Source organism: Devosia nitrariae (assembly GCF_030160115.1).
Taxonomy (GTDB): domain Bacteria; phylum Pseudomonadota; class Alphaproteobacteria; order Rhizobiales; family Devosiaceae; genus Devosia; species Devosia nitrariae.
Genome location: NZ_BSNS01000002.1, coordinates 41,961 through 68,095, shown reverse-complemented (window position 1 = coordinate 68,095; position 26,135 = coordinate 41,961). Strand labels below are relative to the sequence as shown.

General features: G+C 63.7%; 27 protein-coding genes and 1 riboswitch. Of the genes, 22 read left to right on the top strand and 5 right to left on the bottom strand.

Annotation, left to right across the window (positions count from 1 at the left end; translation table 11 throughout):
- Positions 1 to 28: 28 nt before the first annotated feature.
- Positions 29 to 289: a hypothetical protein gene (locus QQK18_RS00965; protein ID WP_284338401.1), complete on the top strand. Its 261-nt coding sequence runs from the start codon at positions 29 to 31 to the stop codon at positions 287 to 289.
- Positions 290 to 633: 344 nt separating this feature from the next.
- Here QQK18_RS00965 and QQK18_RS00960 read toward each other — a convergent pair whose 3' ends face one another.
- Entirely contained in the window at positions 634 to 1,311 is a 678-nt protein-coding gene (locus QQK18_RS00960; protein WP_284338737.1) for a class I SAM-dependent methyltransferase, read from the bottom strand.
- 214 nt (positions 1,312 to 1,525) lie between these two features.
- A complete protein-coding gene (locus tag QQK18_RS00955; RefSeq protein WP_284338400.1) occupies positions 1,526 to 3,478 on the bottom strand; it encodes an elongation factor G in 1,953 nt (650 codons plus the stop codon).
- A gap of 255 nt (positions 3,479 to 3,733) precedes the next feature.
- Between QQK18_RS00955 and QQK18_RS00950 the strand changes: the two genes are divergently transcribed.
- From QQK18_RS00950 to arsC, 4 genes are read left to right on the top strand one after another with little or no spacing between them, the layout of a single operon-like run.
- Positions 3,734 to 4,087 (top strand): ArsR/SmtB family transcription factor, encoded by a 354-nt coding sequence (locus QQK18_RS00950; protein ID WP_284338399.1) that lies wholly within the window; start codon positions 3,734 to 3,736, stop codon positions 4,085 to 4,087.
- A gap of 2 nt (positions 4,088 to 4,089) precedes the next feature.
- Positions 4,090 to 4,608 carry an arsenate reductase ArsC gene (locus QQK18_RS00945; protein WP_284338398.1) on the top strand — a complete coding sequence of 173 codons (519 nt, stop codon included), beginning with the start codon at positions 4,090 to 4,092 and terminating at the stop codon, positions 4,606 to 4,608.
- Positions 4,609 to 4,616: 8 nt separating this feature from the next.
- On the top strand, positions 4,617 to 5,690 hold the full coding sequence (gene arsB / locus QQK18_RS00940; protein ID WP_284338397.1) for an ACR3 family arsenite efflux transporter: 1,074 nt from the start codon (positions 4,617 to 4,619) through the stop codon (positions 5,688 to 5,690).
- Positions 5,691 to 5,700: 10 nt separating this feature from the next.
- Positions 5,701 to 6,111 (top strand): arsenate reductase (glutaredoxin), encoded by a 411-nt coding sequence (arsC, locus tag QQK18_RS00935; protein WP_284338396.1) that lies wholly within the window; start codon positions 5,701 to 5,703, stop codon positions 6,109 to 6,111.
- Between the two features lie 13 nt (positions 6,112 to 6,124).
- On the opposite strand, the gene QQK18_RS00930 is transcribed toward arsC, so the two are convergent.
- Positions 6,125 to 6,367 (bottom strand): PilZ domain-containing protein, encoded by a 243-nt coding sequence (locus tag QQK18_RS00930; RefSeq protein WP_284338395.1) that lies wholly within the window; start codon positions 6,365 to 6,367, stop codon positions 6,125 to 6,127.
- Positions 6,368 to 6,453: 86 nt separating this feature from the next.
- Positions 6,454 to 7,008, bottom strand: a complete 555-nt coding sequence (locus tag QQK18_RS00925) for an invasion associated locus B family protein (RefSeq protein WP_379994664.1) — start codon at positions 7,006 to 7,008, stop codon at positions 6,454 to 6,456.
- A 321-nt stretch (positions 7,009 to 7,329) separates the two neighbouring features.
- On the opposite strand from QQK18_RS00925, the gene coxB reads away from it, so the two are divergent.
- The 12 genes from coxB to QQK18_RS00865 all read left to right on the top strand — a co-directional run bounded on the left by coxB (position 7,330) and on the right by QQK18_RS00865 (position 21,331).
- Positions 7,330 to 8,244 carry a cytochrome c oxidase subunit II gene (gene coxB / locus QQK18_RS00920; RefSeq protein ID WP_379994666.1) on the top strand — a complete coding sequence of 305 codons (915 nt, stop codon included), beginning with the start codon at positions 7,330 to 7,332 and terminating at the stop codon, positions 8,242 to 8,244.
- A 72-nt stretch (positions 8,245 to 8,316) separates the two neighbouring features.
- Positions 8,317 to 10,014: a cytochrome c oxidase subunit I gene (gene ctaD, locus QQK18_RS00915; RefSeq protein WP_284338394.1), complete on the top strand. Its 1,698-nt coding sequence runs from the start codon at positions 8,317 to 8,319 to the stop codon at positions 10,012 to 10,014.
- A 95-nt stretch (positions 10,015 to 10,109) separates the two neighbouring features.
- Positions 10,110 to 11,042, top strand: a complete 933-nt coding sequence (locus tag QQK18_RS00910) for a heme o synthase (protein WP_379994668.1) — start codon at positions 10,110 to 10,112, stop codon at positions 11,040 to 11,042.
- Entirely contained in the window at positions 11,042 to 11,218 is a 177-nt protein-coding gene (locus QQK18_RS00905; RefSeq protein WP_284338393.1) for a hypothetical protein, read from the top strand. Before QQK18_RS00910 ends, QQK18_RS00905 begins: the two co-directional genes overlap by 1 nt.
- Positions 11,218 to 11,760 (top strand): cytochrome c oxidase assembly protein, encoded by a 543-nt coding sequence (locus QQK18_RS00900; protein ID WP_284338392.1) that lies wholly within the window; start codon positions 11,218 to 11,220, stop codon positions 11,758 to 11,760. The genes QQK18_RS00905 and QQK18_RS00900 overlap by 1 nt, the downstream gene beginning before the upstream one ends.
- 3 nt (positions 11,761 to 11,763) lie before the next feature.
- Positions 11,764 to 12,600: a cytochrome c oxidase subunit 3 gene (locus tag QQK18_RS00895; protein ID WP_284338391.1), complete on the top strand. Its 837-nt coding sequence runs from the start codon at positions 11,764 to 11,766 to the stop codon at positions 12,598 to 12,600.
- Positions 12,601 to 12,671: 71 nt separating this feature from the next.
- The gene (locus tag QQK18_RS00890) at positions 12,672 to 13,415 is read left to right on the top strand and encodes an SURF1 family protein (RefSeq protein ID WP_284338390.1); all 744 of its coding nucleotides are present in this window, start codon (positions 12,672 to 12,674) and stop codon (positions 13,413 to 13,415) included.
- 70 nt (positions 13,416 to 13,485) lie between these two features.
- The gene (gene thrC / locus QQK18_RS00885; protein ID WP_284338389.1) at positions 13,486 to 14,877 is read left to right on the top strand and encodes a threonine synthase; all 1,392 of its coding nucleotides are present in this window, start codon (positions 13,486 to 13,488) and stop codon (positions 14,875 to 14,877) included.
- A 60-nt stretch (positions 14,878 to 14,937) separates the two neighbouring features.
- Complete coding sequence (locus tag QQK18_RS00880) at positions 14,938 to 16,200, top strand: M16 family metallopeptidase (protein ID WP_284338388.1); 1,263 nt, start codon at positions 14,938 to 14,940, stop codon at positions 16,198 to 16,200.
- A 277-nt stretch (positions 16,201 to 16,477) separates the two neighbouring features.
- Positions 16,478 to 17,092 (top strand): GNAT family N-acetyltransferase, encoded by a 615-nt coding sequence (locus QQK18_RS00875; RefSeq protein WP_284338387.1) that lies wholly within the window; start codon positions 16,478 to 16,480, stop codon positions 17,090 to 17,092.
- Between the two features lie 217 nt (positions 17,093 to 17,309).
- Positions 17,310 to 20,192, top strand: a complete 2,883-nt coding sequence (locus QQK18_RS00870) for an EAL domain-containing protein (protein WP_284338386.1) — start codon at positions 17,310 to 17,312, stop codon at positions 20,190 to 20,192.
- Between the two features lie 32 nt (positions 20,193 to 20,224).
- Positions 20,225 to 21,331 (top strand): CehA/McbA family metallohydrolase, encoded by a 1,107-nt coding sequence (locus QQK18_RS00865; protein WP_284338385.1) that lies wholly within the window; start codon positions 20,225 to 20,227, stop codon positions 21,329 to 21,331.
- A 237-nt stretch (positions 21,332 to 21,568) separates the two neighbouring features.
- On the opposite strand, the gene QQK18_RS00860 is transcribed toward QQK18_RS00865, so the two are convergent.
- Entirely contained in the window at positions 21,569 to 22,144 is a 576-nt protein-coding gene (locus tag QQK18_RS00860) for a YqgE/AlgH family protein (protein WP_284338384.1), read from the bottom strand.
- A 113-nt stretch (positions 22,145 to 22,257) separates the two neighbouring features.
- Between QQK18_RS00860 and QQK18_RS00855 the strand changes: the two genes are divergently transcribed.
- The 5 genes from QQK18_RS00855 (at position 22,258) to gcvH (ending at position 26,133) form a co-directional block, all read left to right on the top strand.
- On the top strand, positions 22,258 to 23,073 hold the full coding sequence (locus QQK18_RS00855; protein ID WP_284338383.1) for a protein-disulfide reductase DsbD domain-containing protein: 816 nt from the start codon (positions 22,258 to 22,260) through the stop codon (positions 23,071 to 23,073).
- 91 nt (positions 23,074 to 23,164) lie between these two features.
- Positions 23,165 to 23,653 (top strand): peroxiredoxin family protein, encoded by a 489-nt coding sequence (locus QQK18_RS00850; RefSeq protein ID WP_284338382.1) that lies wholly within the window; start codon positions 23,165 to 23,167, stop codon positions 23,651 to 23,653.
- Between the two features lie 24 nt (positions 23,654 to 23,677).
- Positions 23,678 to 24,268 carry a hypothetical protein gene (locus tag QQK18_RS00845; RefSeq protein WP_284338381.1) on the top strand — a complete coding sequence of 197 codons (591 nt, stop codon included), beginning with the start codon at positions 23,678 to 23,680 and terminating at the stop codon, positions 24,266 to 24,268.
- A 66-nt stretch (positions 24,269 to 24,334) separates the two neighbouring features.
- A riboswitch (glycine riboswitch) is annotated at positions 24,335 to 24,420 on the top strand.
- A gap of 152 nt (positions 24,421 to 24,572) precedes the next feature.
- Positions 24,573 to 25,748, top strand: a complete 1,176-nt coding sequence (gcvT, locus tag QQK18_RS00840) for a glycine cleavage system aminomethyltransferase GcvT (protein WP_284338380.1) — start codon at positions 24,573 to 24,575, stop codon at positions 25,746 to 25,748.
- A gap of 19 nt (positions 25,749 to 25,767) precedes the next feature.
- Positions 25,768 to 26,133 carry a glycine cleavage system protein GcvH gene (gene gcvH / locus QQK18_RS00835; protein ID WP_284338379.1) on the top strand — a complete coding sequence of 122 codons (366 nt, stop codon included), beginning with the start codon at positions 25,768 to 25,770 and terminating at the stop codon, positions 26,131 to 26,133.
- Positions 26,134 to 26,135: the final 2 nt, after the last annotated feature.

Sequence of the window (26,135 nt, the reverse complement as noted above, 5' to 3'; positions counted from 1 at the left end):
GGCGCCCATCGACCCTCGGAGAATCATCATGGCCTACTTGCTTTCGAGCGAGCGGCCCGCTGCGGCCGCCATGCCCCTTCGTCAAACGAACCTGCTTGCCCGCTGGTTCGCCGCGTTCCGCGCCGCACGCACCCGAAAACTGGCACTTGCCAGCTTACTGGAGATGGATGAATCCCGGTTGCGTGATCTCGGTATTCAGCGTCAGGATGTGCTCGAGGCAGTGGCCAATTCCCGTCTCAGCCTCGGCCAGGTGCTGAGCACGGCCCGCGCCCGCAACGCTCGCTGCTGAGGTCTAAAACGAAGCAACCCGCGGTGGCACCTACTTCTTGCGCTGGGCCTCGAGCGCGCTTTCATCAGGCGGCAACCTCCACCGCCTTCCAAAAGCGCACAAGGCTGGATAGCCCGGCGCCACGTCGTTGGCATGAGCTCTCGATCCCTGTGTGATGAGCGTTCGTGCCATCTCCCGGGCCGGTTTTGCCGCCGGCCCCGTTTCCTGACCACTGAGCCGGACCATGACCCCGCAAACCAGCGGCCTCATGTGTCCGGCGATTTTTTGACTAAGTTCGGATGCCGCGCAGAGCGAGCAAGTTACGCCTGCGCCAACCTCGGTCATGGTTGAATGTGCCGTGGCATCTAGCCAGCGTAAGCCACCCACCCCTTGAAGCTGAAGCCTGCGTAGAACAGGCTGACGCCCGAGAACCCTGCATCGCGCAGCATCTCTTCCTCTTCCTCCGGCGCCAGTATCGACAGCTTGCCACCGATAGCCTGTCGGGAACTCTCGAGTTGGGCGGCATCGGTTCCCTCGGGTGCTCCGAAGGCCACATGCCGGGCGATCCAGGTGGACCGCTCGGGTTCGGTCTGCGCAAAGCTGATATGGGCCACTACAAAAGGAGCGCCGGCTTTGAGCCGACGGCGGACCTGTCTCAGCGTCTCGAGGCGCTGATCGCGTGGGATGAAGTGAAACGTCAGCAGCGACGTGGCGGCATCGAAGGGTCCTTCGGGCGCATTCGCAATATACCCTTGGTGAAGCCGCATCCGCTCGGCAAAAGGCCCCACCGTCTGTTCGGCCAGCCGCAGCATATCTCCGGATGGATCGACGCCATCAAATGACCATTCCGGATGCGCTTCGGCGAAGGCCTTCAGCTCCAGGCCGCCGCCTGCTCCAAGAACCAGCACGCGGCCGGTCGCCGGCACGCGCTCCGCGAGCAGCATGGTCGTCATGCGCTGCAGGCCGTAAAAACCGGGGACATGGCGAGGCGGACCTTCGACGTATGAGGTGACGGACTGTCCTGAAAACGCCGATGGCTTCATGCGTTGACCTGTGAATGTCTTTGGCTCGGAAATGCAGGGAAGATGGTCGCGGGTCAAGGCCAAGCGCGGTCAACCGCGCCTGGACCATACTTGCTCATCTGGAGCAGGACGCGAATGCGGGAACCGGATTCTCTCCGAGAGTTCCACGACATTGAAGATTGGAGCTCGATTTGATCCAAATCAAGTCGCATCGCGCACCAGCCACGGCATCAGCCTAGCCGGCCTTCGCCTGTGCGTTCACCACCGCTTCGGCATCCCGGCCATAGAGTTCCTCGTAGCGTTCGAAACTCGAGGAGAAATACCCAACCCCTTGCGTCGCCGAGCGGACGCCGTGGGCGAGCTCTTCGAGCGCGCTTGCCGGCATCAAGGCCCGGAACGTATCCCAGCCCCGCACCGCCTCGTCCCGGTCAAAGCCCAGAACCTGCCCCTTGAGCGCGGAGACGATTGGCACCAGGCTGCCCGAGAACTGCGAAGGAACGTGGATATCGACCCGGAAGATCGGTTGCATCAGGACAGGCGAGGCTTGAGAGAGCGCCTGGCGGACGCCCATTCTTGCCGCGGTCCTGAAGGCGAATTCGGAACTGTCGACGGAGTGGAACCGGCCATCGGTCAGCACGACGCCGACGTCGATGACCGGGAACCCGAGGGGGCCTTTCTCCAAGGCTTCGCGCGCGCCTTCCTCGACGGCCGGTATGAACTTGCGCGGCACGGCGCCGCCCTTGACCTCCTCGGCAAAGATGAACCCCTCCCCACGGCCCGTCGGACGGACAGTCAACTGCACGTCGGCGAATTGCCCGGCACCGCCGGTCTGCTTGCGATGCCGGTACTGCACCTCGACCACTTTCGAAATGGCCTCGCGAAAGGCAGGAGTGATGGGCTGGTCGCTTACGTCGATCCGGAAAGTCTCGGAGAGGGCTCCCAGAACCTCGCGCAGGTGGACCGGGCCCTGGGCTGCGACCACATGCGCGCCGCTCGCTGGATCCTGAGTGACGGTCAGGCCACCGTCGGTGTCGGCAAGCCGCGCCAGAGCCGTCCCGAGCTTGACCTCGTCGCGCTCGCTCGCTGGCACGACGATCCGTTCCAGCGCCGGGTTTGGCGCAGACACCCAAGCGGGAGCAGGGACTGTGACTGCGCCGGTGAGCAGGGCGGGCGCGCGCAGATGATCGGATTTGATGGCAGCAAAGACGGCTCCCTCGGCGGGACCACTGCCCGCAAAGGGCCGTCCGGACGTCGGATCCTGCAATGCTCCGAGATTGCCGCCGCCCAGCATCGTGCCTTGCTTTATCCCGTCGGTCAGCGCGCGCACCAGAACCGCCTTGCCGATGTTCTGGCTGTAATGGGCGTGAAAGCTGACGCCCACCAGCGTCTTCTCATCAATGCCGCTCTCGAATGCCAGCCGCATGCGGGTGGCTTCCATCGTCGGCGCCTCATGGCGAAGGGATTTCATCAGCCGCATGACCCCGTTGCCGTGACCGGCGGCCCCGACCAGGACCGGGATGACGCGGTTTTCCCGCAAGACTCGAGAGGATATGGCAAAAAGCGCGTCGCCTGTCGGTTTCCGGTCCTCAACCAGTTCCTCGAGAAGCCAGTCGTCGAATTCGGACAGGTGCTCGAGCAGTTCCGCGCGCGCCTCGTGCTCGCGGTCGATCAGGTCCTCGGGAAGCTCGACGAGCGAGGATCTCTCACCCTCCCGGTACCGCCAGGCCCGCTCGGAGATGAGATCGCAACTGCCCACCACCTTGTCCCCCTCGCGGATCGGGATCTGGCGCAGGACCAGGGGGTGGCTGGTATAGTCCTGAAGCGCGGCAATCAGGTCGCGCACGCGCCCGCGTGGGTCGTCCATCTTGTTGACGAACACGATGCACGGCGTCCCCGACGCCTCGATCACCCGCAGATAGGGCGCGGCAAGCAGAGCGTCATCGGGAGACGGCGAGACACAGAGGATGCAAGCATCGCTTGCCAGAAGCACCGCATGGACATGCGCCAGGGCTTCATTGGAGCCCGGGGTATCGAGCGCGCACCAGGCTTCGTCCAGGAACTCGAAGGTCAAAAGCTCCAGTCCATGAGGCACGACCGAACTCTTTCGAGGGACCTCGAGCGAGGCCAACTGCCCGGCGAGCGTGGATTTGCCCGATTGAGATGGTCCAAGCACGGTAAAGCAACGCATCGGCTATCCCTCCTTTCAGCCAGTCGGAACTAAAGGATAGGTTGCGCCGGATACGCCTCCAAGACCAGAGGGTGCATGCATGAATGGCTCGTTGCAGGACACTCACGATGCGGTGAAATCGCCCAAACTCGTATTTCGGCCGCGGGCGACTCCCGCTGCGGGGGGCCAGTCTTCGCGGAGGCTCTCGGAAGTTGCCATGCCGGTTCTTCCACCACTGTCATCGGCCTGTCACGATATATCGATAGTTCCAGATACATGGATATCGACGATGCAACCGCCGCCCTTTCGGCGCTCGCGCAGCCGACGCGCCTCTCCGCGTTTCGTTTGCTCGTACGTGCCGAGCCCGAGGGTGTTGCCGCGGGCGATCTGGCGCGCCGGCTTGACGTGCCGCAGAACACGCTGTCCTCGCACCTCGCGGTCCTGGCACAGGCCGGACTCGTTGCCGGTGAGCGCCAGAGCCGCTCAATCATCTACCGGGCCGACTTCCCACGCTTCCGCGAGGTGATGCTCTTTCTCCTGTCTGACTGCTGCAACGGCCACCCTGAAGTGTGCGCACCAGTACTCGACACTCTTTCCCACATCTGTCAGCCCGGCGAGGAGGTGTGCTGAAAATGACCCCAACCACCGACAGAGTCTATAATGTCCTGTTCCTGTGTACGGGCAACTCGGCCCGCTCCATTATGGCCGAAGCCCTCCTCAACCGTCTCGGCATGGGACGGTTCAGAGCCTATAGCGCGGGCTCGCAGCCGGCCGGCAGGGTCAATCCTCATGCCCTCGAACTGCTCGCAAGGCAGAATTTCGATACGTCCTTCGCCCGCTCCAAAAGCTGGGACGAGTTCGCCGACGCCGATGCACCAGTCATGGACTTCGTCTTCACCGTCTGCGACGATGCAGCCAACGAGGTCTGCCCCATCTGGCCCGGCCAGCCGATGAGCGCCCATTGGGGTGTTCCAGATCCCGCCAAGGCGACCGGCACCCATGCTGAAATCGGCCTGGCCTTCTCCGAGGCCTTCCGCATGCTGTCGACGCGTATCGCTATTTTCGCCAGCTTGCCGATCTCCGGCCTCGACCGACTGAGTCTCCAGACGCGCCTCGACGAGATCGGTAAGAGCCGCGCCCTACCTGTCTGAAAGTTGCAATGACTCATATAGATACTGCGCTCCCCGCGGCACCCGCGGGAATCGGTCCTTTCGAAAAGTGGCTTTCGCTTTGGGTGGCCCTTGCCATGGCCGTGGGACTGGTGCTCGGCAACATGCTGCCGGAGCTGTTCCAGACGCTGGCTGCCTTGGAATACGCGTCGGTAAACTTCCCTGTCGCCGTCCTGATCTGGGCAATGGTTTATCCCATGATGGTGGCCGTCGATTTCTCCAGCCTCTCACACATCGCCGAAAGGCCGAAGGGGCTGGTATTGACCGTCGTGGTCAACTGGCTGGTCAAGCCTTTCACCATGGCAGCGCTCGGGGTGCTCTTCTTCAACGTCGTTTTTGCACCTTTCATCACTCCTGCCGATGCCCAGCAATACATAGCCGGTCTGATCCTGCTGGGTGCCGCCCCTTGCACGGCGATGGTATTCGTCTGGTCGCAACTCACCCGAGGCGATGCCACCTATACTCTGGTGCAGGTTTCGTTGAATGACGTCATCATGATCTTCGCATTCGCGCCCATCGTCGCACTACTGCTTGGTGTTACGGATATTGTCGTGCCTTGGGGGACGCTTTTGCTCTCGGTGGGGCTTTACGTCGTAATTCCCCTAGCAGCGGGCATGTTGACCCGCGTTTGGCTGACCCACGGTGTGCGCGCCCAAGATCAGGATCGGGTGGTTTCCCACTTCACCGGTGCGGTCAAACCATTCTCGATCGTAGGGCTTCTGGCAACGGTAGGTTTGCTGTTCGGCTTCCAGGGACAGGTCATTCTCGACCAACCTCTGGTGATCGGCATGATCGCCGTTCCGTTGCTGATCCAGTCCTATGGTATCTTTGCGCTCGCCTATGGCGCCGCCTGGGCCTGGAAGGTGCCGTTCGCCATCGCCGCGCCCTGTGCGCTTATCGGCACCTCGAACTTTTTCGAGCTGGCTGTCGCCGTTGCCATTAGCATTTTTGGGCTCAATTCTGGAGCCGCGCTCGCGACCGTCGTGGGCGTCCTTGTCGAGGTGCCCGTGATGCTGTCGCTCGTCGCATTCGCCAACCGCACCCGTGATCGTTTCCCTGCCTGAAGGCTCGAGAATGACCGTCACCATCTACCACAATCCCGATTGCGGCACCTCGCGCAACACCCTCGCCATGATCCGGGCGAGTGGTGAAGAGCCCGAGATCATCGAATATCTGAAGACCCCGCCGACACGCGAAAAGCTTATCGAGCTCATCGCTGCCGCCGGCCTTACGCCACGCAAGCTGTTGCGCCAGAAGGATACGCCCTATGACACGCTCGGGCTTGGCGAGGACAAATGGAGCGACGATGAACTCGTCGACTTCATGCTCGGCCATCCCATTCTCATCAACCGGCCCCTGGTGGTGACCGACAAAGGCGTGCGCCTCTGCCGTCCCTCGGAAGTGGTGCTCGAGATCCTGCCCAATCCGCGTTTCGGAGTGTTCGTCAAGGAAGATGGCGAGCGCGTCGATACCGACGCTGCCTGAATCGGAGAGGCGCTCACACGAACTCGACGCCGAGATCCTCTTCCTGTCGCCAGGCAACCTTGCAGGAGAACCTGCGTCCATCGTCGAACACCAGCTCGAAACTGTCGGGAATGCCGATGATGCTGGCGACCTTGAGCTTAGCGCCGGCCGGCGAGAAGTTGCGCACCGTACAGTCGAAGGTCGAGAAGCCATCGTTGAGCACGATGCGCGCACCCTTGAGCGTGCGTTGGCGGAATGTGCGACGACGTTCTTCCAACCCCTGGCCCTCCAACGCCTGAGCGAACGATCATCTTCTAGCGCAGGAATCGTGCCTCGTGATGAAGATGAGCACACGCGGTTGATTCAGTTTGTTTCGCTACCTGTCCCGTTTCCAGGTTGAGGCAGGTTCTCGAACCCTTCCGCAAAGCCGGCGAGCGAAACCGGTATGCCGATGCCCTCTTCGGGTGTGCGGAACACGACGAAAATGGCGTCGGTGCCTTCCGAAAGGGTTGTGACCAGATCGTCGTTGAGCAGAACCTCGGCGATGCAGCCATTGGGCAGGCACCGCACGAACGCAACGCGCCCCATGTCCTCGCCGTCGACGTTGAGCCCAAGTCCATTGGGCAGCAGCACGCCGAGCGGGGCGAGCACCCGCAGCAGCCGCGCCTCGCCGTCGGCGGTCTTCAACACAATGACCGATAGTCCGACATTGGGTTGATCCTCAGCGGTCACGTTCTGGATAATGGCGCATTGCTCAAAGCTCGCCCCCGGCGGGGTATCGCAGCTCATCTGCCAGTCACCGTATTCGGCCCTGACCACGCCCTGGCCCATGCCGGCGGTGGCCGTCAGCATTGCCGTAAGGGCGGCCAGACCTGCAAGCTTCGCACCACGCGGCAAGTTCAGCTTCACTTTCTGCATCCGCTTCCGCTCGAATCGTGCGCGCAAGGCGCATTACCCCTGTTTCCGACAGGCCGGCGCCCGATGTCAACGTCGCGGTCGGACCCCGGCGGGGATATGGGACGCGAAGTTGGGCGAGGGTGAGGCACCCGCCACGCGTGACGCGCAATTTGACGCATGTCGGCACGGCACTCTCGCAATGGACTTGGCCGCTGCGATGTGGTTAAGCAGAGCCCAGTCGAGTAAGACGCTCCGGGGTTGAGTCGGAGCGGCGTTTGCTATGCCGCAAATAGACCCCATCCGCGTTCAGCGCACCAAACGCAGTGGCAAGGGGGTTAGTAGGTGACCGCAAGCAATTTCAGGCGCATGGGAGCTTTCCTGGCCGCGGCCGTCGGATTGGCGCCGACCATGGCAGCAGCTCAACAAAGCGCCCCCGGCCATCCTCAATACGGTCAGATCGGCCTGCAGCCGTCGGTGACGCCGATCATGGATTCGATCACCGTCTTCCACGACGGTGTCCTGATGTGGACGATCAGCGCTATCGTGCTCCTGGTCCTGGCGCTACTCGTCGTCGTCATCGTGCGGTTCAACGCGCGCGCCAATCCGGTGCCCGCGCGCTTTACCCACAACACACTGATCGAGGTGATCTGGACCGTGGTGCCGATTGTCATCCTGGTCATCATCGCCATCCCCTCCTTCGGCGTCCTCGCCGACCAGATGACGACGCCCGACGGCGAACGCCGGTACCTGGGGGCCAACATCTTCTCGTTCGGCGACGTCGAGGTGCCCGCGCCTGCGCTCACGGTCAAGGCGACCGGCGAGCAGTGGTTCTGGAACTACGAATACGTCGATCAGGGGCTGCGCTTCGACCAGTATATCCTCTCCGATGAGGACCGACAGACGCAAAAGCCGGGCCAGCCGCGGCTCCTTGCCGTCGACAATGAACTGGTCGTGCCGGTCAATACCACCGTACGGCTCCTCGTCACGGCCGCGCCCACCGGCGTCATCCATGCCTTCGCCCTGCCGTCCTTCGGCATCAAGGTCGACGCGGTGCCCGGGCGCCTCAACGAGACGTGGTTCAACGCCCGCGAGACCGGCATCTACTACGGCCAGTGCTCGGAACTCTGCGGCAAGGACCATGCCTTCATGCCCATCGCTGTACGCGTGGTCGAACAGGAGGAGTTCGACGCCTGGCTTACAGCGTTCGAGGGCGGCGACTACACCGCCGCCAACGCCACCCTGGCGGCGGTCGAATAATACCCGGAGAGCCTCGCCGGCCGTCCTTTCGGACCGGCGGCGACGCGAGTTTAGAATAGGGACGATCTGACTATGGCAAACGCAGAGGCCGCTCATCTCGAGGCCGAGGCCACGGGGCACGACTACATCGCGCACGATCCCGATACCCCGCGCGGCTGGCGCCGCTGGGTCTATTCGACCAATCACAAAGACATCGGGATCATGTACCTGGTGTTCTCGATCTTTGCGGGCGTCATCGGAGCGATCCTTTCCGGCTTCATGCGCATGGAGCTGCAGGAGCCCGGCATCCAGATCTTCCACGGCCTTGCCGCCATGGCTTATGGGCTCGATGGCGACAGCGCGGTCGACGCGGGCAAGCACATGTTCAATGTGTTCACCACCGCCCACGCTCTCATCATGGTGTTCTTTGCCGTCATGCCCGCCACCTTCGGCGGTTTCGGCAACTATTTTGCACCGCTTCAGATCGGCGCGCCCGACACTGCCTTCCCGCGCATCAACAACATCGCCTTTTGGCTGCTGCCGCCGGCGTTCCTGCTCGCCTTGATGTCGATGTTCTTCGAGGGGCCTGCGGGCATGTACGGCTCGGGCGGCGGCTGGACCATCTATCCGCCCTTCAATACGTCCGGCCAGCCCGGCCCGGCGATGGACTTCGTCATCCTTTCGCTCCACATCGCCGGCGCCTCCTCGATCCTGGGCGCCATCAACCTCATCACCACCATCCTCAACATGCGCGCCCCGGGCATGACGCTGCACAAGATGCCCCTCTTCGTCTGGTCCGTGCTGGTCACCGCTTTCCTGCTGCTCCTGGCGCTGCCGGTCCTTGCCGGCGGCATCACAATGCTGCTGACCGACCGCAATTTCGGCACCACCTTCTTCAATCCCCAGGGCGGCGGCGACCCGGTCCTCTTCCAGCACCTCTTCTGGTTCTTCGGCCATCCGGAGGTGTACATCATGATCCTGCCGGGCTTCGGCATCGTCTCGCATATCGTTTCGACCTTCTCGAGAAAGCCCATCTTCGGCTACCTCGCCATGGTCTACGCCATGGTCGCCATCGGCTTCATCGGCTTTGTCGTGTGGGCGCACCACATGTATACGACCGGCCTCAGCCTCGATGTGCAGCGCTATTTCGTGGCCGCCACCATGGTCATCGCCGTGCCGACGGGGGTCAAGATCTTCTCCTGGATCGCCACCATGTGGGGTGGCTCGATCACCTTCCGCACCCCGATGCTCTGGGCGATCGGTTTCATTTTCCTCTTCACCGTCGGCGGCGTCACCGGCGTAGTGCTGGCCAATGCCGGCGCCGACCGCGCCCTCCACGATACCTACTATGTCGTCGCGCACTTCCACTATGTGCTCTCGCTCGGCGCGGTCTTCACCATGTTTGCCGGCTGGTACTACTGGTACCCCAAGATGTTCGGGCTGTTGTACAACGAGACCCTGGCCAACGTGCACTTCTGGGTCATGTTCATTGGCGTCAACCTCATCTTCTTCCCGCAGCACTTCCTCGGGCTTGCCGGCATGCCGCGCCGTTACGTGGATTATCCCGATGCCTTCAGCCTCTGGAACCGCGTGTCCTCGATCGGCTACTATGTCACCTTCGTGTCTCTCCTGATTTTCGCCTGGGTGATGATCGAGGCGGTGCTGAAGAAGCGCCGGGCTGGCGACAATCCCTGGGGCGACGGTGCAACGACGCTCGAGTGGACCCTGTCCTCCCCGCCGCCGTTCCACCAGTTCTCGACTCTGCCGCGGATCACCACCGACGCGCACTGATCGGGTAAAACGAAACGGGCATCGCGTGTGTGAAGCGCGGTGCCCCCAAAGTTAAGAGAACGGGCGCCTGGAGCGTCCCAACGACGGGTAGGCCAGTGGCTCTGCTGCACGACAGCCGCGATATTCCCGCCCTTGCCGGCGAGGCACGGGTCGAGGACTACCTCGCCCTGCTGAAGCCGCGCGTCATGTCGCTCGTCGTCTTTACCGCCTTTGTTGGCATGCTCATTGCGCCCGGGGCGATCAACCCGGTCGTTGCCGCCATCGCCATCGTCTGCATCGCCGTCGGGGCAGGGGCGTCTGGCGCCCTCAACATGTGGTACGATGCCGACATCGACGCGGTGATGAGCCGCACGATGAACCGGCCGATCCCCGCCGGCCGCGTCAGCCGTGAGGAGGCACTGGTCTTCGGCCTCGTCCTTGCCGTCTTCTCCGTCACGCTGCTCGGGCTCGCGGCCAACTGGGTCGCGGCGGCCTGGCTTGCCTTCACCATCTTCTTCTACGTCGTCATCTACACGATGTGGCTGAAGCGCCTGACCCCGCAGAACATCGTCATCGGCGGTGCGGCCGGTGCCTTTCCGCCCATGATCGGCTGGGCCGCCGTCACCGGTACGGTGACGCTTGAAAGCGTCGTGCTCTTTCTCATCATCTTTCTCTGGACGCCGCCGCATTTCTGGGCCCTGGCGCTCTATAAGCAGGGCGACTATGGCGCCGCGGGCATTCCGATGATGCCCAACGTTGCCGGCGAAACCTCGACCAAACGGCAGATCCTCGTCTATTCCATCGTGCTCGCCGCCTCGGCGCTGGCGCCATCGGTGCTCGGTTTTGCCAGCGTGCTCTATACCACCGTCGCGCTCGTTACCGGTGCGTCCTTCATCCTGCTTGCCTGGCGGCTCCTGATCGCCGCCGATGGCGCTCCCATGCGCCGCACGGCCCGGCAACTCTTTCAGTATTCGCTGAGCTACCTCTTCATCGTGTTCTTCGCGCTTTTGACCGATACCGTCTGGATGCGCATGGGAGGCACGTTCTGATGGCTCCTCCCCGTCCGCAGGCGCCGGAACCGGCTGACGAGGCTGAACTGCGCCGGAAGAAGGCGCAGCGCCGACGCTCGATCGCGCTCGCGCTGGCCCTCGCGGGCTTCGCTCTGATCTTTTATATCCTCACCATCGCCAAGATGGGGCCGGCGCTTTTCGAGAGGGCGCTCTGATGGCAGCGACCGTCGATCGCCGCAACGAGAAGGTCGCCTTCACCCTCATGGGGCTCGTGGTGGGCATGACCGGGCTCGCCTTCGCCTCGGTGCCGCTTTACCAGCTCTTTTGCCAGGTCACCGGCTATGGCGGCACCACGCAGGTAGCGAGCGAGGCGCCCAAAGGCCTCATCGACCGGCAGATGACCGTGCGCTTCGATTCCAACGTCGATGGTGCACTCGCCTGGAGAGTCACGCCCTCGCGCCCCGTCACCGGTCAAGTCGGGGGGCTCGAGACCGTGACCTACCGGGCGACCAATTTGACTGACAAACCCATCACCGGCATGGCCGTGTTCAACGTCACGCCCGAGGCGGCCGGCTACTACTTCAACAAGATGGAATGCTTCTGCTTTACCGAGCAGACCCTCGCCCCTGGTGAGACCGTCGACATGCCCATCGTTTTCTTCGTCGATCCGGAAATCGATGAGAACCACGATCTCGATACCGTGCGCGAGATCACACTCTCCTACACCTTCTACGCTTCAGACAAAGAGGGAAGCTGACCTATGGCCGTCCACGCCAAGAATCACGACTATCACATGGTAGAGCCGAGCCCGTGGCCGATCGTCGGCTCGGTCTCGGCCTTCATCATGGCCATCGGCGGCATTGCCTGGATGCAGGACTGGACCCCATGGGTCTTCTTCATCGGCCTCGCCGGCGTCCTCTACACCATGTACGCCTGGTGGGCGGACGTGGTGAAGGAGGCCAACAACGGTGTCGACCACACGCCGGTCGTGCAGATGCACCACCGCTACGGCATGATCCTCTTCATCGTCTCCGAGATCATGTTCTTCGTCGCCTGGTTCTGGGCCTATTTTGACGGCTTCTTCCGGGGTGACGATGCGCTGCAGGAGGCGCGTGTCGCCTTCACCGGTGGCACCTGGCCGCCGACCGGCCTCGAGCTCTTCGATCCCTGGCATCTGCCGCTCTTCAACACCATCATCCTGCTGACCTCCGGCACCGCGGTCACCTGGGCGCACCATGCGCTCCTCGAGAACGACCGAAACGGCCTGCGCTGGGGCCTGGTGCTGACTGTTTTGCTCGGCGTGCTGTTCTCCTTCGTGCAGGCGCTCGAATACATGAATGCCCCGTTCTCCTTCTCGGGCAATTTGTACGGCGCCACCTTCTTCATGGCCACCGGCTTCCACGGCTTCCATGTCTTCATCGGCACCGTCTTCCTGCTCGTCTGCCTGGTGCGGGCGCAGCGCGGCGATTTCACCCCCCAGCGACACCTCGGTTTCGAGTTCGCCGCCTGGTACTGGCACTTCGTCGACGTCGTCTGGCTCTTCCTTTTCGCTTCGGTCTACGTCTGGGGGGCCTGGGGCGTGGAAATCCATCACTAGCCGCACAGGCGGCAGAGCTGGAGGGCGCGGTAAAGGTCCGCGCCCTTTCTTTTACCGGAGAAAAGGTAAGCGTGAGCGGCGCCTCTCCCCATCCTGCCCGTTTCTGGGCCTTCATCATCTTGATGCTGGCGCTGACCGCAGGCTTCGTTGCCCTTGGCGTCTGGCAACTCCAGCGCCTTACCGAGAAGGAAGCTCTGATCGCAGCCGTCGAGGAGCGCACGGGATTGCCACCCGCACCGCCGCCGCCCGCTGCCGACTGGCCCTCCCTCGACCCGGCTGAGATGAATTTCGTTCCCCTGGCACTCACCGGCAAATTTGCCGACGCGCCCGCCATCCGTGTCTTCACCAGTCTTTCGGCATCGACTGCGAGGGGCGAGTCCTCGGGCCCCGGCTACTGGATCGTTTCCCCCTTCGTCCTCGACGCCGGCGGCACCGTCTTCGTCAATCGCGGCTTCGTCCCGCAGGGGCGTGAAGACGGTTTCGTCACGCCCCCCGCCGGTACGACGACTATTACCGGCCTCGCCCGCGCGCCGGAAGCGGCCGGCCTGTTCACGCCGTCCGCCAATGTTCCCGAACGCATCGAATGGGTGCGCGATCCCACCCGGCTCGCCGCGCTCGTCGATCCGGCGCTCGCACCCTTTGCTCCGTTTACGCTGGATCGGGCGGCAGGCACCGAAGGCGGTCTGCCCCAGGGCGGCGAGACAGTAGTCGAATTCCCCAACAATCACCTCGGCTACGCCATCACCTGGCTCGGCTTCGCCGCCCTCACTCCCGTCCTGCTGGCTTTCTGGATCGGCCGGCAGTTGCGCCGATGATGCCGCAGAGGTTGCGGTAGCGGGCCTCTTTGACTAGGTTGCACACGAGTTTCCTGAGGTTCCTTCCTCGATGCAGTTTGTTTCCACGCGTGGCCAGGCGCCCGCGCTCGGCTTTTCCGACGCGGTCCTGACCGGTCTTGCCACCGATGGCGGGCTCTATCTCCCGCAACAGTGGCCGCAGCTTTCCCATGCTGAGATCGCCGCCCTCGCCGGCAAGCCTTATGCCCACGTCGCCTTCGACATCATTTCCCGGTTCGTCGGTGGCGATATCCCCGACGCGGCGCTGCGCCGTATCGTTGAGGACGCCTACGCCACCTTCCGCCACCCCTCGGTGACCCCGATTCTCGAACTCGAGCCTGGCCACTTCCTGCTCGAGCTCTTCCACGGCCCGACGCTCGCCTTCAAGGACGTCGCCATGCAGTTCCTCAGCCGGGTGATGGACCACATCCTCGCCGAGCGGGGCGTGCGGGCCACGATTATCGGCGCGACCTCCGGTGATACCGGCTCGGCTGCGATCGAAGCGTTCCGCGGGCGCGAGACCACCGACATCTTTATCCTCCATCCCGAGGGGCGTACGTCGCCTATCCAGCGCCTGCAGATGACGACGGTCATGGACGAGAACGTCCACAACATCGCCATCCGCGGCACGTTCGACGACTGCCAGTCGATCGTCAAAGTCCTTTTCAACAACCACGATTTCCGCGACCGCGTGCGCCTTTCGGGCGTCAATTCCATCAACTGGGGCCGCATCGTCGCCCAGATCGTCTACTACTTCACCGCCGCTGTTTCCCTCGGCTCGCCCCATCGCAAGATGAGCTTTACCGTGCCGACCGGCAATTTCGGCGACATCTTCGCCGGCTACTGTGCCAAGCGCATGGGCCTGCCCGTCGAGCGCCTCATCATCGCCACCAACGCCAACGATATCCTGCGCCGTACACTCGAAACCGGGCGCTATGAGATGGCAGGCGTCACTCCCACCACCTCGCCGTCGATGGACATCGAGGTATCCTCCAACTTCGAGCGCTTGTTGTTCGAGAGCGCAGGCCGCGATCCTCAAATGCTGCGGCAGATGATGGAGAGCCTCAAGCAGTCCGGTGGTTTCACCTTGCCGCCATCGGCGCTCGCCGCCATCCGCGCCGGTTTTGCAGCCGGCACCGCCGACGAAGAGGCGACCGGCCGCACCATCGCACGGACCCACGCAGATGCCGGCTATCTTCTCGACCCCCACACCGCCGTCGGCGTTCACGTCGCCGGTGCCGCCCGCGCAGCGCAAGTGCCGATGATCACGTTGGCCACGGCGCATCCGGCCAAGTTTCCGGCCGCCGTCGCGGCCGCCACCGGTATCGAGCCGACCCTGCCGGCCTGGCTCTCCGACTTGGCGCAACGCCCGGAACGACTTAGCGTTCTGGACAACGACCAGAAGCTGGTTGAAGAATTCATTCTGGCGCGCACGCGCGCCTGACCGCAAAAAGAACTCGGGGACCAGACGGCCCACGAGCCGTTGGCGGTCCGGGAGGATTGAGTGACGGTACGACAGACGACCCTCGACAACGGCATGGTGGTGCTGACCGACGATATGCCCCATCTCGAAAGCGCCTCGCTCGGGGTCTGGGTCCGCGCCGGTGCGCGCAGTGAGCGCAAGTCCGAGCACGGGGTTTCCCACCTTCTCGAGCACATGGCCTTCAAGGGCACGGCCAGCCGCTCGGCCCTCAATATCGCCGAGAGCATCGAGAATGTGGGTGGCGATCTCAACGCCGCCACCTCGATCGAGCATACGGGATACTTTGCCCGCGTCCTCAAGGACGACGTGGTGCTCGCCGCCGACATCCTGGCCGACATCCTGCAGAACTCCGTGTTCGACGAGAACGAGCTCGAGCGCGAAAAACACGTCATCGAACAGGAGATCGGGGCGGCGCGCGACAACCCGGACGATCACGTCTTCGATCTCTTCCAGGCCGCCGCCTTTCCCGACCAGCCGATCGGCCGCACCATCCTCGGCACTGTCGATTCGGTGAGCGAATTCACCCCGGATGTCATCCGCAAGTATATGCGCCGCAACTATGTGGGGGACCACATGACCATGGCGGCGGCCGGCAATGTCGACCACGACGAACTCGTGCGTGTTGCCGGGGAGCGTTTCAGCGACCTGAAGCCCAACGGGGCCCCCGCTCCGCAACGCGCCGAATACAAGGGCGGCGAGGAGCGCCTGGTCTCCGATCACGAACAGGCCCATATTGTCCTCGGCTTCGAGGGGCGCGCCTACAACTCGGACGGCTTCTATGCCGCCCAGATTCTCGCCTCCATCCTCGGGGGCGGCATGAGTTCCCGTCTCTTCCAGGAAGTTCGCGAAAAGCGCGGACTTTGCTATTCGGTCTATGCCTTCCACTGGGCCTTCGCCGACAGCGGGGTGTTCGGTGTTGCCGCGGCCACCGGCGAGGACGAAGTTGGTGACCTCGTTCCTGTCGTCGTTGAGGAGCTGCGACGCGCGACCCAGACGATAACCGACGAGGAAGTGGTGCGCGTGCGCAACCAGATTCGCGCCGGTCTCCTGATGTCGCTCGAAAGTCCCTCGGCCCGCGCCGGCCAGATTGCCCGTCAGCAGATCCTCTGGGGCCGCCCGATCCCGCTTCAGGAAACTGTCGAGCGTATCGGGCGCATCACCGCGCAGCGCGTCAAGGACATTGCCGAGCAGATCTTCTCGACCGGCGACATTTCGCTCGCTGGCATCGGGCCCATAAGCGGACTGCCGGATGCCTCGAGCATCGGTAAGACCCTCAAACGCTAGAGCGGGATGCGAAAAAGTGAGAACCCGTTTTTCGCGGAGAATCCCGCGGCAACACAGACTTAGGGCGCGCGATTTGACTACGTCGAATCGTATCGCGCCCTAGAAGGGTTTGGAAATGGCGCATGCCAGGGCCGGAATTGGATTTTGCAAGCACCGCGGTGGTGCGTGCATGGTGGTAGATGAGCGCCGGAGCGCAGCAGGACGCCAATTGCGTCCCGGTGTCGGCCGCTTTCCAAAAGCTCCCTGAGCTGGCGGCGGGATTGGAGGCTCGGCGGCGATGTTCTGGCCTTGGTCGGTAGCCGGCGAAACGCCTGTCCTGCGTGGACCACATGTTCTCCTCCGCCTGCCGCAGATGCGCGACTATGAGCCTTGGTATGCCTTGCGCCGCCAGAGCCGCGATTTCCTCAAGCCCTTCGAGCCGCGTTGGTCGGAAGTTGACCTCGGCCAGCGTGTTTATGCCGCCCGGGTGCGTCGCGCCCGCCAGGAAGCTCTGGACGGCACCGACTACTCCTTTCTTATCTTCCGCATGGATGCCGGCCGCGAGGAGTTGGTCGGCGGCCTGACCCTCTCCAACATCCGCCGCCGGGCCGCCCAGTTCGTCAATCTCGGCTATTGGATGGGCCAGCCCCATGCCGGAAGGGGCCTGATGACCGAGGCCGTCGCCACCGTCATTCCCTTCGCCTTCGATACCCTCGACCTGCACCGCATCCACGCTGCGTTCCTTCCCGACAACACCGCTTCGCGGCGGGTGCTCGAAAAGAACGGCTTCGTCGAGGAGGGTTTTGCCAAGCACTACCTTCAGATCGACGGCCGCTGGGCCGATCACGTGCTCTTCGGGTTGACCCGCGAGCGCTACGACCAGCTGCGCCTTGGTCGCATCCGTTATGTGTGATCGATCTGCAACAGGTATCGATGCTTGTCGGAGCCTGCAAACCCCGCTACCAAAGGCGCCGTCCTGCTGGTCCGCATGCGCGATTGTCCGGCTCTCGGCTGTCCGTCGCGGTGATGGCATAAGAACAAGGACGGCGGCACGGCGCTGCGACATCTTGCGCGCAGGTGGTGCCGCTCAGCGTCACAATGAAGCCTATCGCAGGATATAATCGCCCCGAATGCGTCACCTTCTTGCCCTCGCGACTGTTCTTGCGGCCGTCATTCTCTGCTCTTTCCCGGCCGCTGCTTTCGAGGTCATCACCGTCCCGCCGGACATCAACGCGATCAATCTCACCGAGGCGATCGACATCGAGCCCGGAGAGAACGGGCGCGTGCAGCTTTCGACCGCACCGGGCGAGGATGGCATCATCCGCCGCATCGAGGTTCTGGGGACCGCGCCCGAGGCCGACCCGTTCTGGGCGCTTTTTGCCCTGCGTAACGAAAGCGACCAACAGATCGAGCGCCTGCTGGTCGCGCCGTTCTTTCGCCTCCCCGGCTCCGGCGTCTTCCAACCCGATCTCGGCAATGACCGCGTCCGGGCATTGACCCCCAGCGCCGGCATCCGCCCGGTACGCCTCGCCGACCCCGAAGCGGACGTTTTCGAGATCACCCTCGATCCGGGCGCCACCGTCACCTTTGTGGCCGAGCTCAATTCATCCGAGCTTCCCGAGCTCTATCTCTGGGAACCTGGCGCCTATCGCGATTACGTCAACTCGTTCACGCTCTTTCGCGGCGTCGTTCTTGGCGTCGCCTCGCTCGCCGCCGTGTTCCTGACCACAATGTTCGTCGTCAAGGGCAGGGGGGTCTTTCCGGCGACCGCTGCCTTTGCCTGGGCAGTTCTGGCATACCTTCTCATCGATTTCGGCGTCATGGGACGCCTCCTCGCTCTGCCGGCCGGCGCCATGCCGCCGCTGCGCGCGGCCGCCGAGGCCGGCATCGCCACCACGCTGGCGGGCTTTCTCTTCATTTATCTCAACCTGCACCGCTGGCACCTGCGCTTCATCCACCTGGCGCTGGGCCTCGGCACGCTGTTCCTGGCGCTCTTCGCCTTCGCCTTCTTCCAACCGGCTATCGCTGCCACCATTGCCCGGCTCGTCCTCGTCCTCCTCGGCTTCTCCGGGCTCTTCCTCATCCTGCTGCTGGCGCTACGCGGCTACGACCGGGCGGTGCTGCTGGTGCCGACCTGGATCATCGTCATTGCCTGGTTGTTCTATGGCTTCCTCGTCATTTCCGGCCAGGTCACCAACGATGTCGCCCAGCCCGCCGTCGGTGGGGGACTCGTCCTCATCGTCATGCTTTTGGGGTTCACCGCCGTCCAGCACGCCTTCTCCGAAGGTCAGGTGACCATCGGCACGCTGTCGGAGGTCGAGCGGCGCGCGCTGGCGCTGACCGGCTCGGGCGATTTCGTCTTCGACTGGAACATCGAACGCGACCGCGTAATGGTTTCGGACGAGCTGGCCGTGCGTCTCGGCGAGAAGCGTGGGGCCCTGCGCGGCGCCGTCAAGCGTTGGCTCGACCGCGTTCACCCCGAGGATCGCGACCGCTTCCGCACGGCCTTCGACACGCTCGTCGAACTGCGCCGCGGCAAGGTTTCCGCCGACATGAGGGTCGCCGCGCATGACGGCAGCTACCGCACCTTCCGCATGCGGGTCAAACCGGTGCTCGGCGGCGACGGCCAGGTGAACCGCATCGTCGGCACGCTGCAGGACGTCACCGAAGACCGCGCCACCCGTGAGAGGCTCCTGCACGATGCCGTCCATGATAGCCTGACTGGCCTGCCCAACAAGCAACTCCTCCTTGATCGGCTGGAGCGGGCCCTGGTGCGCGCTCGAACCCCCAACGGCATCAAGCCTGCGGTTTTCCTCGTCGATCTCGATCGCTTCGTCGAGCTCGAGGAGCGCATCGGCAAGACGGCCGCCGACAGCGTGCTGCTTGCGGTCGCGCGCCGCATCGCCCGGCTGATGCGCCCGCTCGACACGGTGGCGCGCATCTCCGGCGACCAGTTCGCCGTCATCCTCGCTTCCGAGCAGGCCGCCGGCAAGATCGCCGAGATGGCCGAGCAGATCCGCAAAGCCCTCAAGGCGCCGTTCAACTTCGGCGACCGGGACCTGACGCTGACGGCCTCGATCGGCGTCACCATCTACGATTCCAATCCGGCAACCGCCGCCGACGTGCTGCGCGATGCCGAGCTTGCCATGTACTACGCCAAGCGCCTGGGCGGCGACCGGATTGAGGCCTACCGCGCCTCGGCCCGCTCGATCAGCGCCTATAACCGCGCCAACGAAGAGGACCTCCAGCGCGGCATGAACGAGGGCGAGCTGCAGGTTGAGTTCCAGCCGATCATGGACATCCTCTCCGGCAAGATCGCCGGCGCCGAGGCGCTCATGCGCTGGAACCATCCAACCCGGGGGCTGGTGGCACCCGAAGAGTTCATCGCCCTCGCCGAACGGGCCAATCTCATCGACCGCCTGGGTCGCATCGCCTTCGAGCAGGCCGCCTTCCACACCCGCGACTGGATGACGGTGATGCCCACCCTGCCGGAGGATTTCTTCGTTTCGGTCAATCTCTCACCCACCCAGCTTGCCAGCGAGACGCTGCTCGGCGACATTCGCAGCACTGTCGGCCAGAACAAGGCTTTGGCGCGGCACCTGAAACTGGAGCTGACCGAGTCGCAGGTGATGACCAACCCGGAGCATTCCGCCTATATGCTCGCGGCCCTCAAAAATCTCGGTCTGGGCCTGGCGCTCGACGACTTCGGCACCGGACACTCGTCTCTCAGCTATCTGCATCGCTTTCCGGTCGATACCATCAAGATCCCGGCCGATTTCGTGCAGCTGAACGAGAGCAAGGGCGTCGCCCACACCCAGGGTCCGATCATTCGCGCCATCGTCGCACTCGCCAACGAGCTCGAACTGTCGGTCGTGGCCGAGGGCGTCGAGACCCTCGACGAGCTCGAGCGCCTGCGTACTCTCGATTGCCGCCTCGCCCAGGGCTTCGCCTTCGGCGCCGCCATGAGCGCCGCCGAGTTCGGCAAGCAGCTCCAGGCGCAACTGTCGCGCTAGGATATTTCTCTCTTTAGGAAAGTGGATCAGCCATGCCCGTCGTTCCGGCCTCAATTCCGCCTGTGGCGAGCCTGACCCAGGGTGTTTGGCTGAAGGGCGACTGGCACATGCATTCGCGCCACAGCACGGATTCCACCAACAACCCGCAAGCCAAGATCATCGGCTTTGCCGAAAAACTCGGGTTCGACTACCTCGCCATCACCGACCACGACGTGCACGTTTTTGGCGATGTCGCCAACAACACCTGGAGCGATCCGGAATTCAGGTCGAGAACGGTGCTGCTGTTCTATGGCGCCGAGCTCACCGCCGCGCGCGGCCACATCAATATCCTGTCCTCGGTCCCTTACGACCATCAGCGGGTCTTCGACGCGCGCGATGCTCGTGACTGGGATCTACTGTCGCTCAAACGAGAGCTTGGCGTCCACTTTTCCGCCAACCATCCCAGCACCAAGAACCACTACGGCTATTCCTTCGATCTGGCCGATTCCATCGAGGTGTGGAATACGTGCGTCTGGCCGAAGAATGTTCCGGGCGTAAGGATCTGGGACGACATGCTGAAATCCGGCCGCATGCTGGGCGCCCGGGGCGGAAGCGACTCGCACCATGGTGTACCCGACACACCAGAGCTGACGACACCCCTCAGTGTCGAAGCCACCGCCAACTATGTCGGCACGCCGACAACTTGGATCTTCGCGACGGCCCGCACCAGGGAGGCTCTTCTCGAGGGGCTGGTGAAGGGACGGGCCTCGGTCAGCGCCAATCCCTACAATCCTCGTGTCGAGTTCTATGCCGATCTCGATCAGGATGGCCGCATGGACATGATGATGGGCGACAACGCCAGGCCAACCGGCGGACCCGTCACGTTCGAGGTGAGGCTGGTCGGTGGCGGCATCGGCGGCGTGTCCTACAAGATCACGGTCGTCAAGAACCGGGACCTGTTCGGCAGCTTCGCCACCGACCCCGACACGGGGACGGTTCGGTTCACCGATACGCCAGAGAGCGATGCCCGCAACTACTACCGCGTCGAGGTGGAAGGGCCGCAGACCCCTTATCCCGAAGTGCCCTATTCCATGGCGCAAAGCGGCAACATGATCGGGCTCTCCAACCCGATCTACTTCAACTACGATCCCAGTTTTTGAGCGCTCCAGTTCTTTCGTATCGCGCTCCAGGGTGTGTTGAGATTCAGGTCAGGCCGAGGCGAAAATGGCTGTTTTCGAGAACCGGAGCGAAGCGTACCTGTTGGTACGTGAGCACCGGCCTATGCCGGCCGTAGCCCTTCCTGGAGCGCTGACGCTCGTGAAAGCTTCGGCCGGCGAAGGCCGGAAGCACAGAAAACGGCCATTTGCAGACCGGCATCACCTGAATATCAACGCACCCTAGGCGTGCCCGGCATCCTGGCTGAAGCTCGCCCGGGTGATGTGGAGCGTTTCGAGCGCCGTGTCGTACCTCTTGTCATAGGGCACGTCGAACAGCAGATCCGGCGAGAAGGATGTCGTCAGCCAACCGTTCTGCAGCATCTCGCTGTCGAGCTGGCCTGGACCCCAACTGCAGCAGCCGAGCGCGAAGAGCGAGGATTTCGGTGCCGGACCGAAGGCGATGGCCCTGAGGATATCGAGTGTGGCGGTCAGGCATATGCCGTTGGCGGTCGGAAACGTGTTGAGACTCGAATAATCGGGTGAATGCAGGACGAAGCCACGCCCGCGCTCCACAGGTCCGCCGCGGAGCACCCGCCGGTCACGGATCGTGTCGGGCAGGCGGATGATCATGTCCGGGTCGCCGAGGTCGAGCTCTTGCAGAATGTCACCGAACTTCATCTCGGCGAATGAGTGGTTGATGACGAGCCCCATCGCTCCGTCGGCGCTGTGCCCAACGAGATAGATGACGCTTTCGGCGAAACGCTCGTCGCCCATGTCGGGCATGGCAACCAGAAACTGGCCTTCGAGACTATCCATATCGTCAGTCTAGGCCCCCCGCCGTCCCCTGCCAATCCCGGCAAGGGGATTTGATCGCGCTCACGAAGGCCTGATGCCTTGGGAAGTTGTTTCTTCATCTTTGGCTGGGCTAAATGCGCGCCATCATGCGCCCACTTCTGCTTTCAGCCCTCATCGTCCTGTCGTCTGTGGCCGCCTCGTGGGCAGGCGAGACCGCTTGGCAGGAGGTCGCCCCCGAGGTCTCGATTCGTCTCGTCAGCACCGGCGAGGTCGCTGCCGACGGACGCACGCTGATTGGCCTCGAGATCGACATGCCCGAGACCACCAAGACCTATTGGCGGATACCCGGCGAGACGGGCATCCCCACCGAACTTGACGTTTCGGGATCGGAGGGCGTCCGCGCCCACCGGGTGCTCTGGCCGTATCCGACTGTCGAGACCCGCGACGGCTATGTCGACTATGTCTATTACGGCCCCCTGGTGCTGCCGGTCGAGCTGACGGTCGAGGGTTCGACCGCCCAACTCGAGCTGAAGGCGCTTCTCGGCATCTGCTCGGACATCTGCGTGCCCGTCACCGCCGCTTTCTCCCTGTCCCTCGCCGGCGAGCGTGATACCGGCAACGCTTTGCGCCTGCGCCAGGCTTTTGCCCTGACGCCCGCCGCGTGGACCGATGCCGACTCTCCGCTCGGCGAAGTCCGCTACGATGGAGAGGCCAAGGCGCTTTCCGTCGAGCTGAAGGGTAAGGAGCTGAACCCCACGAGCCTCATCGGCGCCTTCGCCGATGGCACGCCTCTCCTCGGTCCTGCTGAACCCGACCCTTCCGGGACGCGCGCGGTCTTGCCGGTCCTCGACAAGGTCGATGCGCGCACGCTCGCGGGGCGTCCGCTCGAGCTCGTGTTCCGCACCGACCTTGGCGCCTTCAGTATCGACAGCACTGTCGCCGCGGACTGATGCTGCAGGCAAAACCGTGATCGCGCCTTGCATGCCATGACAAAGCCGCATATCCGGTGGACATGGGCTCGCAGCCACAGGACGACAGGTAATGATTGAAGCCGGCCAAGCTATCCCGTCGGTCGCCGTCAAGCTCGTGACGGGCGAGGGCATCAACGATGCGACGAGTGACGAGGCTCTGGGCGCCGGTCGCGTGGTGGTGTTCGCCGTGCCTGGCGCGTTCACCCCCACCTGCAACGTCAACCATCTGCCGGGGTTTGTCGCCAATACCGGAAAGCTGCGTGCAGCCGGCGTCGACCGCATCGTCTGCGCCTCCGTCAACGATCATCACGTCATGAAGGCCTGGGCGGAAGCCTCCGGTGCGCTCGGCGAGATCGACTTCCTGGCCGACGGCGATGCGGCCCTCGCCAATGCGCTTGGCCTTGCCAAGGACATGCCTGGCATGGGCACGCGTTTCCGGCGCTCGGCCATGATCATCGAGAGCGGCGTCGTTCAGGTGGCGTTCATAGAGGATGCGCCAGGGGTCAACGCCAGCGGCGCGCCGGCGATTCTCATGGCGCTCGAGGCCGCCCGGGTTTAGGCTTTTCTTCAGGAGAAGAACTTTATGCACTATAGCGCATTGGTGTCGGTCGGGACGCGCGGCCTCGCAGCGGGCCTTGTCGGATTGGCGCTCGCCGGCTGCTCGATGGGGTCGATGTTCGGCGGCGGCTCCTCGACTGCCGACGTCAATCTCGTCAATGCCACGCCCAGCCAGACGCAGATCGCGCAGGCCCAGGCCAATGCGCTTCCCGCCATCGCCACCGAATGTCCACCGATCAAAGTCCGCAACGGCGGTGAGGCCATGTTCCGCTATGCCGGCGGCCGGGTGAACGCCCAGTCCTTGCAGTACCAGGGGGTCATCGACGAAGTCAGCCGCAACTGCACAGTCTCCAACGGCCAGATTCGCGTCAATATGGGCGCGGTCGGGCGCGTCCTCCTCGGGCCGGTCGGCAGTCAGTCGTCGGTGACCGCGCCGGTACGCTTCGCTGTCGAGCGCGACGGCCAGGCAGTGTTCAGCGAGAAGTACGACATTCCCGTTGCCATTACCCCGCCCAGCCAGTCCGCCCAGTTCGTCAAGGTGGTCGAGAACGTCGCCATCCCCTATGTCGGGGGAGAGACCATCACCATCTGGGTCGGATTCGACACGCGGGGCTAACTGCTCAATCAACCGTGCGCAGACCGTTGCGCCTGATTGACGCCAGCCGGATTCTCCCCCATGGTGCCTGCGACTACGGGAGAGACTGGTCTTCCAGCGCCGAAGGAGCAACCGCCCCGGAAACTCTCAGGCAAAAGGACCGTAGTCGTTTTGAACTCTGGAAAGCGGACGGATCCTCGGGTCGCGTCCCACCGAAGGAGCAACCGGACATAGGTTCCGGGAAATCTCTCAGGTGAGGGGACAGAGGGGGCACGCGCCGGCCGGAAGGCTGGCCGAGTGTCGACCCTTGTACCCGGAAAGAGTTATGGGCGAACCTTACGCCGAAGACCTCCAATTCACGCCGCTGCACGCGCAGCACATCGCCCTGGGCGGCCGCATGGTGCCGTTCGGCGGCTACGAACTGCCGGTGCAATATCCGACCGGCATCATGGCCGAGCACAAATGGACCCGCGAGCACGCCGGCCTGTTCGACGTCTCGCATATGGGCCCAAGCTTCCTGATGCTTGCCGAACGCAGCGGCGACCCGGAAGCCGATCACGCGGCCGTCGCTGCCGTCGTCGAGACGTTCGTGTGCGGAGACATCAAGGGTTTGAAGCCCGGTCAGGTGCGCTACACGCTGATGCTCAACGCTTCGGGTGGCACCATTGACGACCTGATGGTCGCGCGCCCAGCCGATCCGGCCTGGTCAGGCGTCCTCTACATCGTCGTCAACGCCGGCACCAAGGAGGACGATTTCGCCCTCATCGAGAAAGCCGCCGCCGGCAAGGCGGTCCTCAACCGGGCTGACGACGGTGGGCTCCTTGCCCTGCAGGGGCCTGAGGCGGTCGAGGTCATGGCCGGGTTTGTGCCCGATGCCACCGATCTTTCCTTCATGACCTATGGTTCGTTCGACTGGAACGGCACAAGGCTCGTCATTGCCCGCTCCGGCTATACCGGCGAGGACGGCTTCGAGATCCTGACCGACGCCGAGCACGCCGTTGCTGTCTGGGAGAAGCTCCTGGCCGACGAACGGGTCAGGGCGATCGGGCTTGGCGCCCGCGATAGCCTCAGGCTCGAGGCCGGTCTCCCGCTCTATGGTCACGACCTCGACGAAACCGTCTCGCCCATCGAAGCCCGCCTCGGCTTTGCGGTCTCCAAACGGCGCCGGGAGGCAGCCGATTTCCCCGGCGCCGCGCGTATTCTTCGCGAACGGGACGGCGACCTCAAGCGCGTGCGTATCGGCTTGCTGGTCGAAGGCGCCCCGGCCCGGGAAGGCGCCGAAATTCTCGATGCAGAGGGCGGGGCCGTTGGCGTCGTCACCAGCGGCGGTTTCGCCCCGACGCTGACCCGCGCCATCGCGCTCGGCTTCGTGCCGCCCGGTCACGCCGCTCCCGGCACCATGCTCCAGGTCTCGGTGCGCGGCCGCCTGCAGGCGGCGCAAGTTGTCGAGACCCCATTCGTGCCGCACCGCTATGTGCGCAAGGCACGAGAAACTATCTAAAGAATCGTTGAGGGACGTCATGACCATCAAGTTCACGCAAGATCACGAGTACATTGCCGTCGAGGGTGCATCGGGTACCGTCGGTATCACCGCCTATGCCCAGGACCAGCTCGGCGACATCGTCTTCATCGAATTGCCCGTCGTCGGCAAGGTCCTGAAAAAGGGCGACGAGGCCGCCGTGGTCGAGTCGGTCAAGGCCGCCTCGGAAATCTACGCGCCTGTCTCTGGCACCGTGACGGAAGTCAACGCCGTACTGTCGGGCGAACCCGGTCTCGTCAATCAGGATCCGGCCGGGGCGGGTTGGATGTTCAGGATGTCAATCGCCGACGCCGGCGAGCTCGACACGCTGATGGACGAGGCGGCCTATCAGGACCACATCAAGTAGAA

Excerpts from the sequence above, each read along its gene's own strand:
- QQK18_RS00965 (WP_284338401.1), top strand. The coding sequence starts at position 29 with ATGGCCTACTTGCTTTCGAGCGAGCGGCCCGCTGCGGCCGCCATGCCC.
- QQK18_RS00960 (WP_284338737.1), bottom strand. The coding sequence starts at position 1,311 with ATGAAGCCATCGGCGTTTTCAGGACAGTCCGTCACCTCATACGTCGAA.
- QQK18_RS00955 (WP_284338400.1), bottom strand. The coding sequence starts at position 3,478 with ATGCGTTGCTTTACCGTGCTTGGACCATCTCAATCGGGCAAATCCACG.
- QQK18_RS00950 (WP_284338399.1), top strand. The coding sequence starts at position 3,734 with ATGGATATCGACGATGCAACCGCCGCCCTTTCGGCGCTCGCGCAGCCG.
- QQK18_RS00945 (WP_284338398.1), top strand. The coding sequence starts at position 4,090 with ATGACCCCAACCACCGACAGAGTCTATAATGTCCTGTTCCTGTGTACG.
- arsB (WP_284338397.1), top strand. The coding sequence starts at position 4,617 with ATGACTCATATAGATACTGCGCTCCCCGCGGCACCCGCGGGAATCGGT.
- arsC (WP_284338396.1), top strand. The coding sequence starts at position 5,701 with ATGACCGTCACCATCTACCACAATCCCGATTGCGGCACCTCGCGCAAC.
- QQK18_RS00925 (WP_379994664.1), bottom strand. The coding sequence starts at position 7,008 with ATGCAGAAAGTGAAGCTGAACTTGCCGCGTGGTGCGAAGCTTGCAGGT.
- ctaD (WP_284338394.1), top strand. The coding sequence starts at position 8,317 with ATGGCAAACGCAGAGGCCGCTCATCTCGAGGCCGAGGCCACGGGGCAC.
- QQK18_RS00905 (WP_284338393.1), top strand. The coding sequence starts at position 11,042 with ATGGCTCCTCCCCGTCCGCAGGCGCCGGAACCGGCTGACGAGGCTGAA.
- QQK18_RS00900 (WP_284338392.1), top strand. The coding sequence starts at position 11,218 with ATGGCAGCGACCGTCGATCGCCGCAACGAGAAGGTCGCCTTCACCCTC.
- QQK18_RS00895 (WP_284338391.1), top strand. The coding sequence starts at position 11,764 with ATGGCCGTCCACGCCAAGAATCACGACTATCACATGGTAGAGCCGAGC.
- thrC (WP_284338389.1), top strand. The coding sequence starts at position 13,486 with ATGCAGTTTGTTTCCACGCGTGGCCAGGCGCCCGCGCTCGGCTTTTCC.
- QQK18_RS00875 (WP_284338387.1), top strand. The coding sequence starts at position 16,478 with ATGTTCTGGCCTTGGTCGGTAGCCGGCGAAACGCCTGTCCTGCGTGGA.
- QQK18_RS00870 (WP_284338386.1), top strand. The coding sequence starts at position 17,310 with ATGCGTCACCTTCTTGCCCTCGCGACTGTTCTTGCGGCCGTCATTCTC.
- QQK18_RS00865 (WP_284338385.1), top strand. The coding sequence starts at position 20,225 with ATGCCCGTCGTTCCGGCCTCAATTCCGCCTGTGGCGAGCCTGACCCAG.
- QQK18_RS00860 (WP_284338384.1), bottom strand. The coding sequence starts at position 22,144 with ATGGATAGTCTCGAAGGCCAGTTTCTGGTTGCCATGCCCGACATGGGC.
- QQK18_RS00855 (WP_284338383.1), top strand. The coding sequence starts at position 22,258 with ATGCGCGCCATCATGCGCCCACTTCTGCTTTCAGCCCTCATCGTCCTG.
- QQK18_RS00850 (WP_284338382.1), top strand. The coding sequence starts at position 23,165 with ATGATTGAAGCCGGCCAAGCTATCCCGTCGGTCGCCGTCAAGCTCGTG.
- QQK18_RS00845 (WP_284338381.1), top strand. The coding sequence starts at position 23,678 with ATGCACTATAGCGCATTGGTGTCGGTCGGGACGCGCGGCCTCGCAGCG.
- gcvT (WP_284338380.1), top strand. The coding sequence starts at position 24,573 with ATGGGCGAACCTTACGCCGAAGACCTCCAATTCACGCCGCTGCACGCG.
- gcvH (WP_284338379.1), top strand. The coding sequence starts at position 25,768 with ATGACCATCAAGTTCACGCAAGATCACGAGTACATTGCCGTCGAGGGT.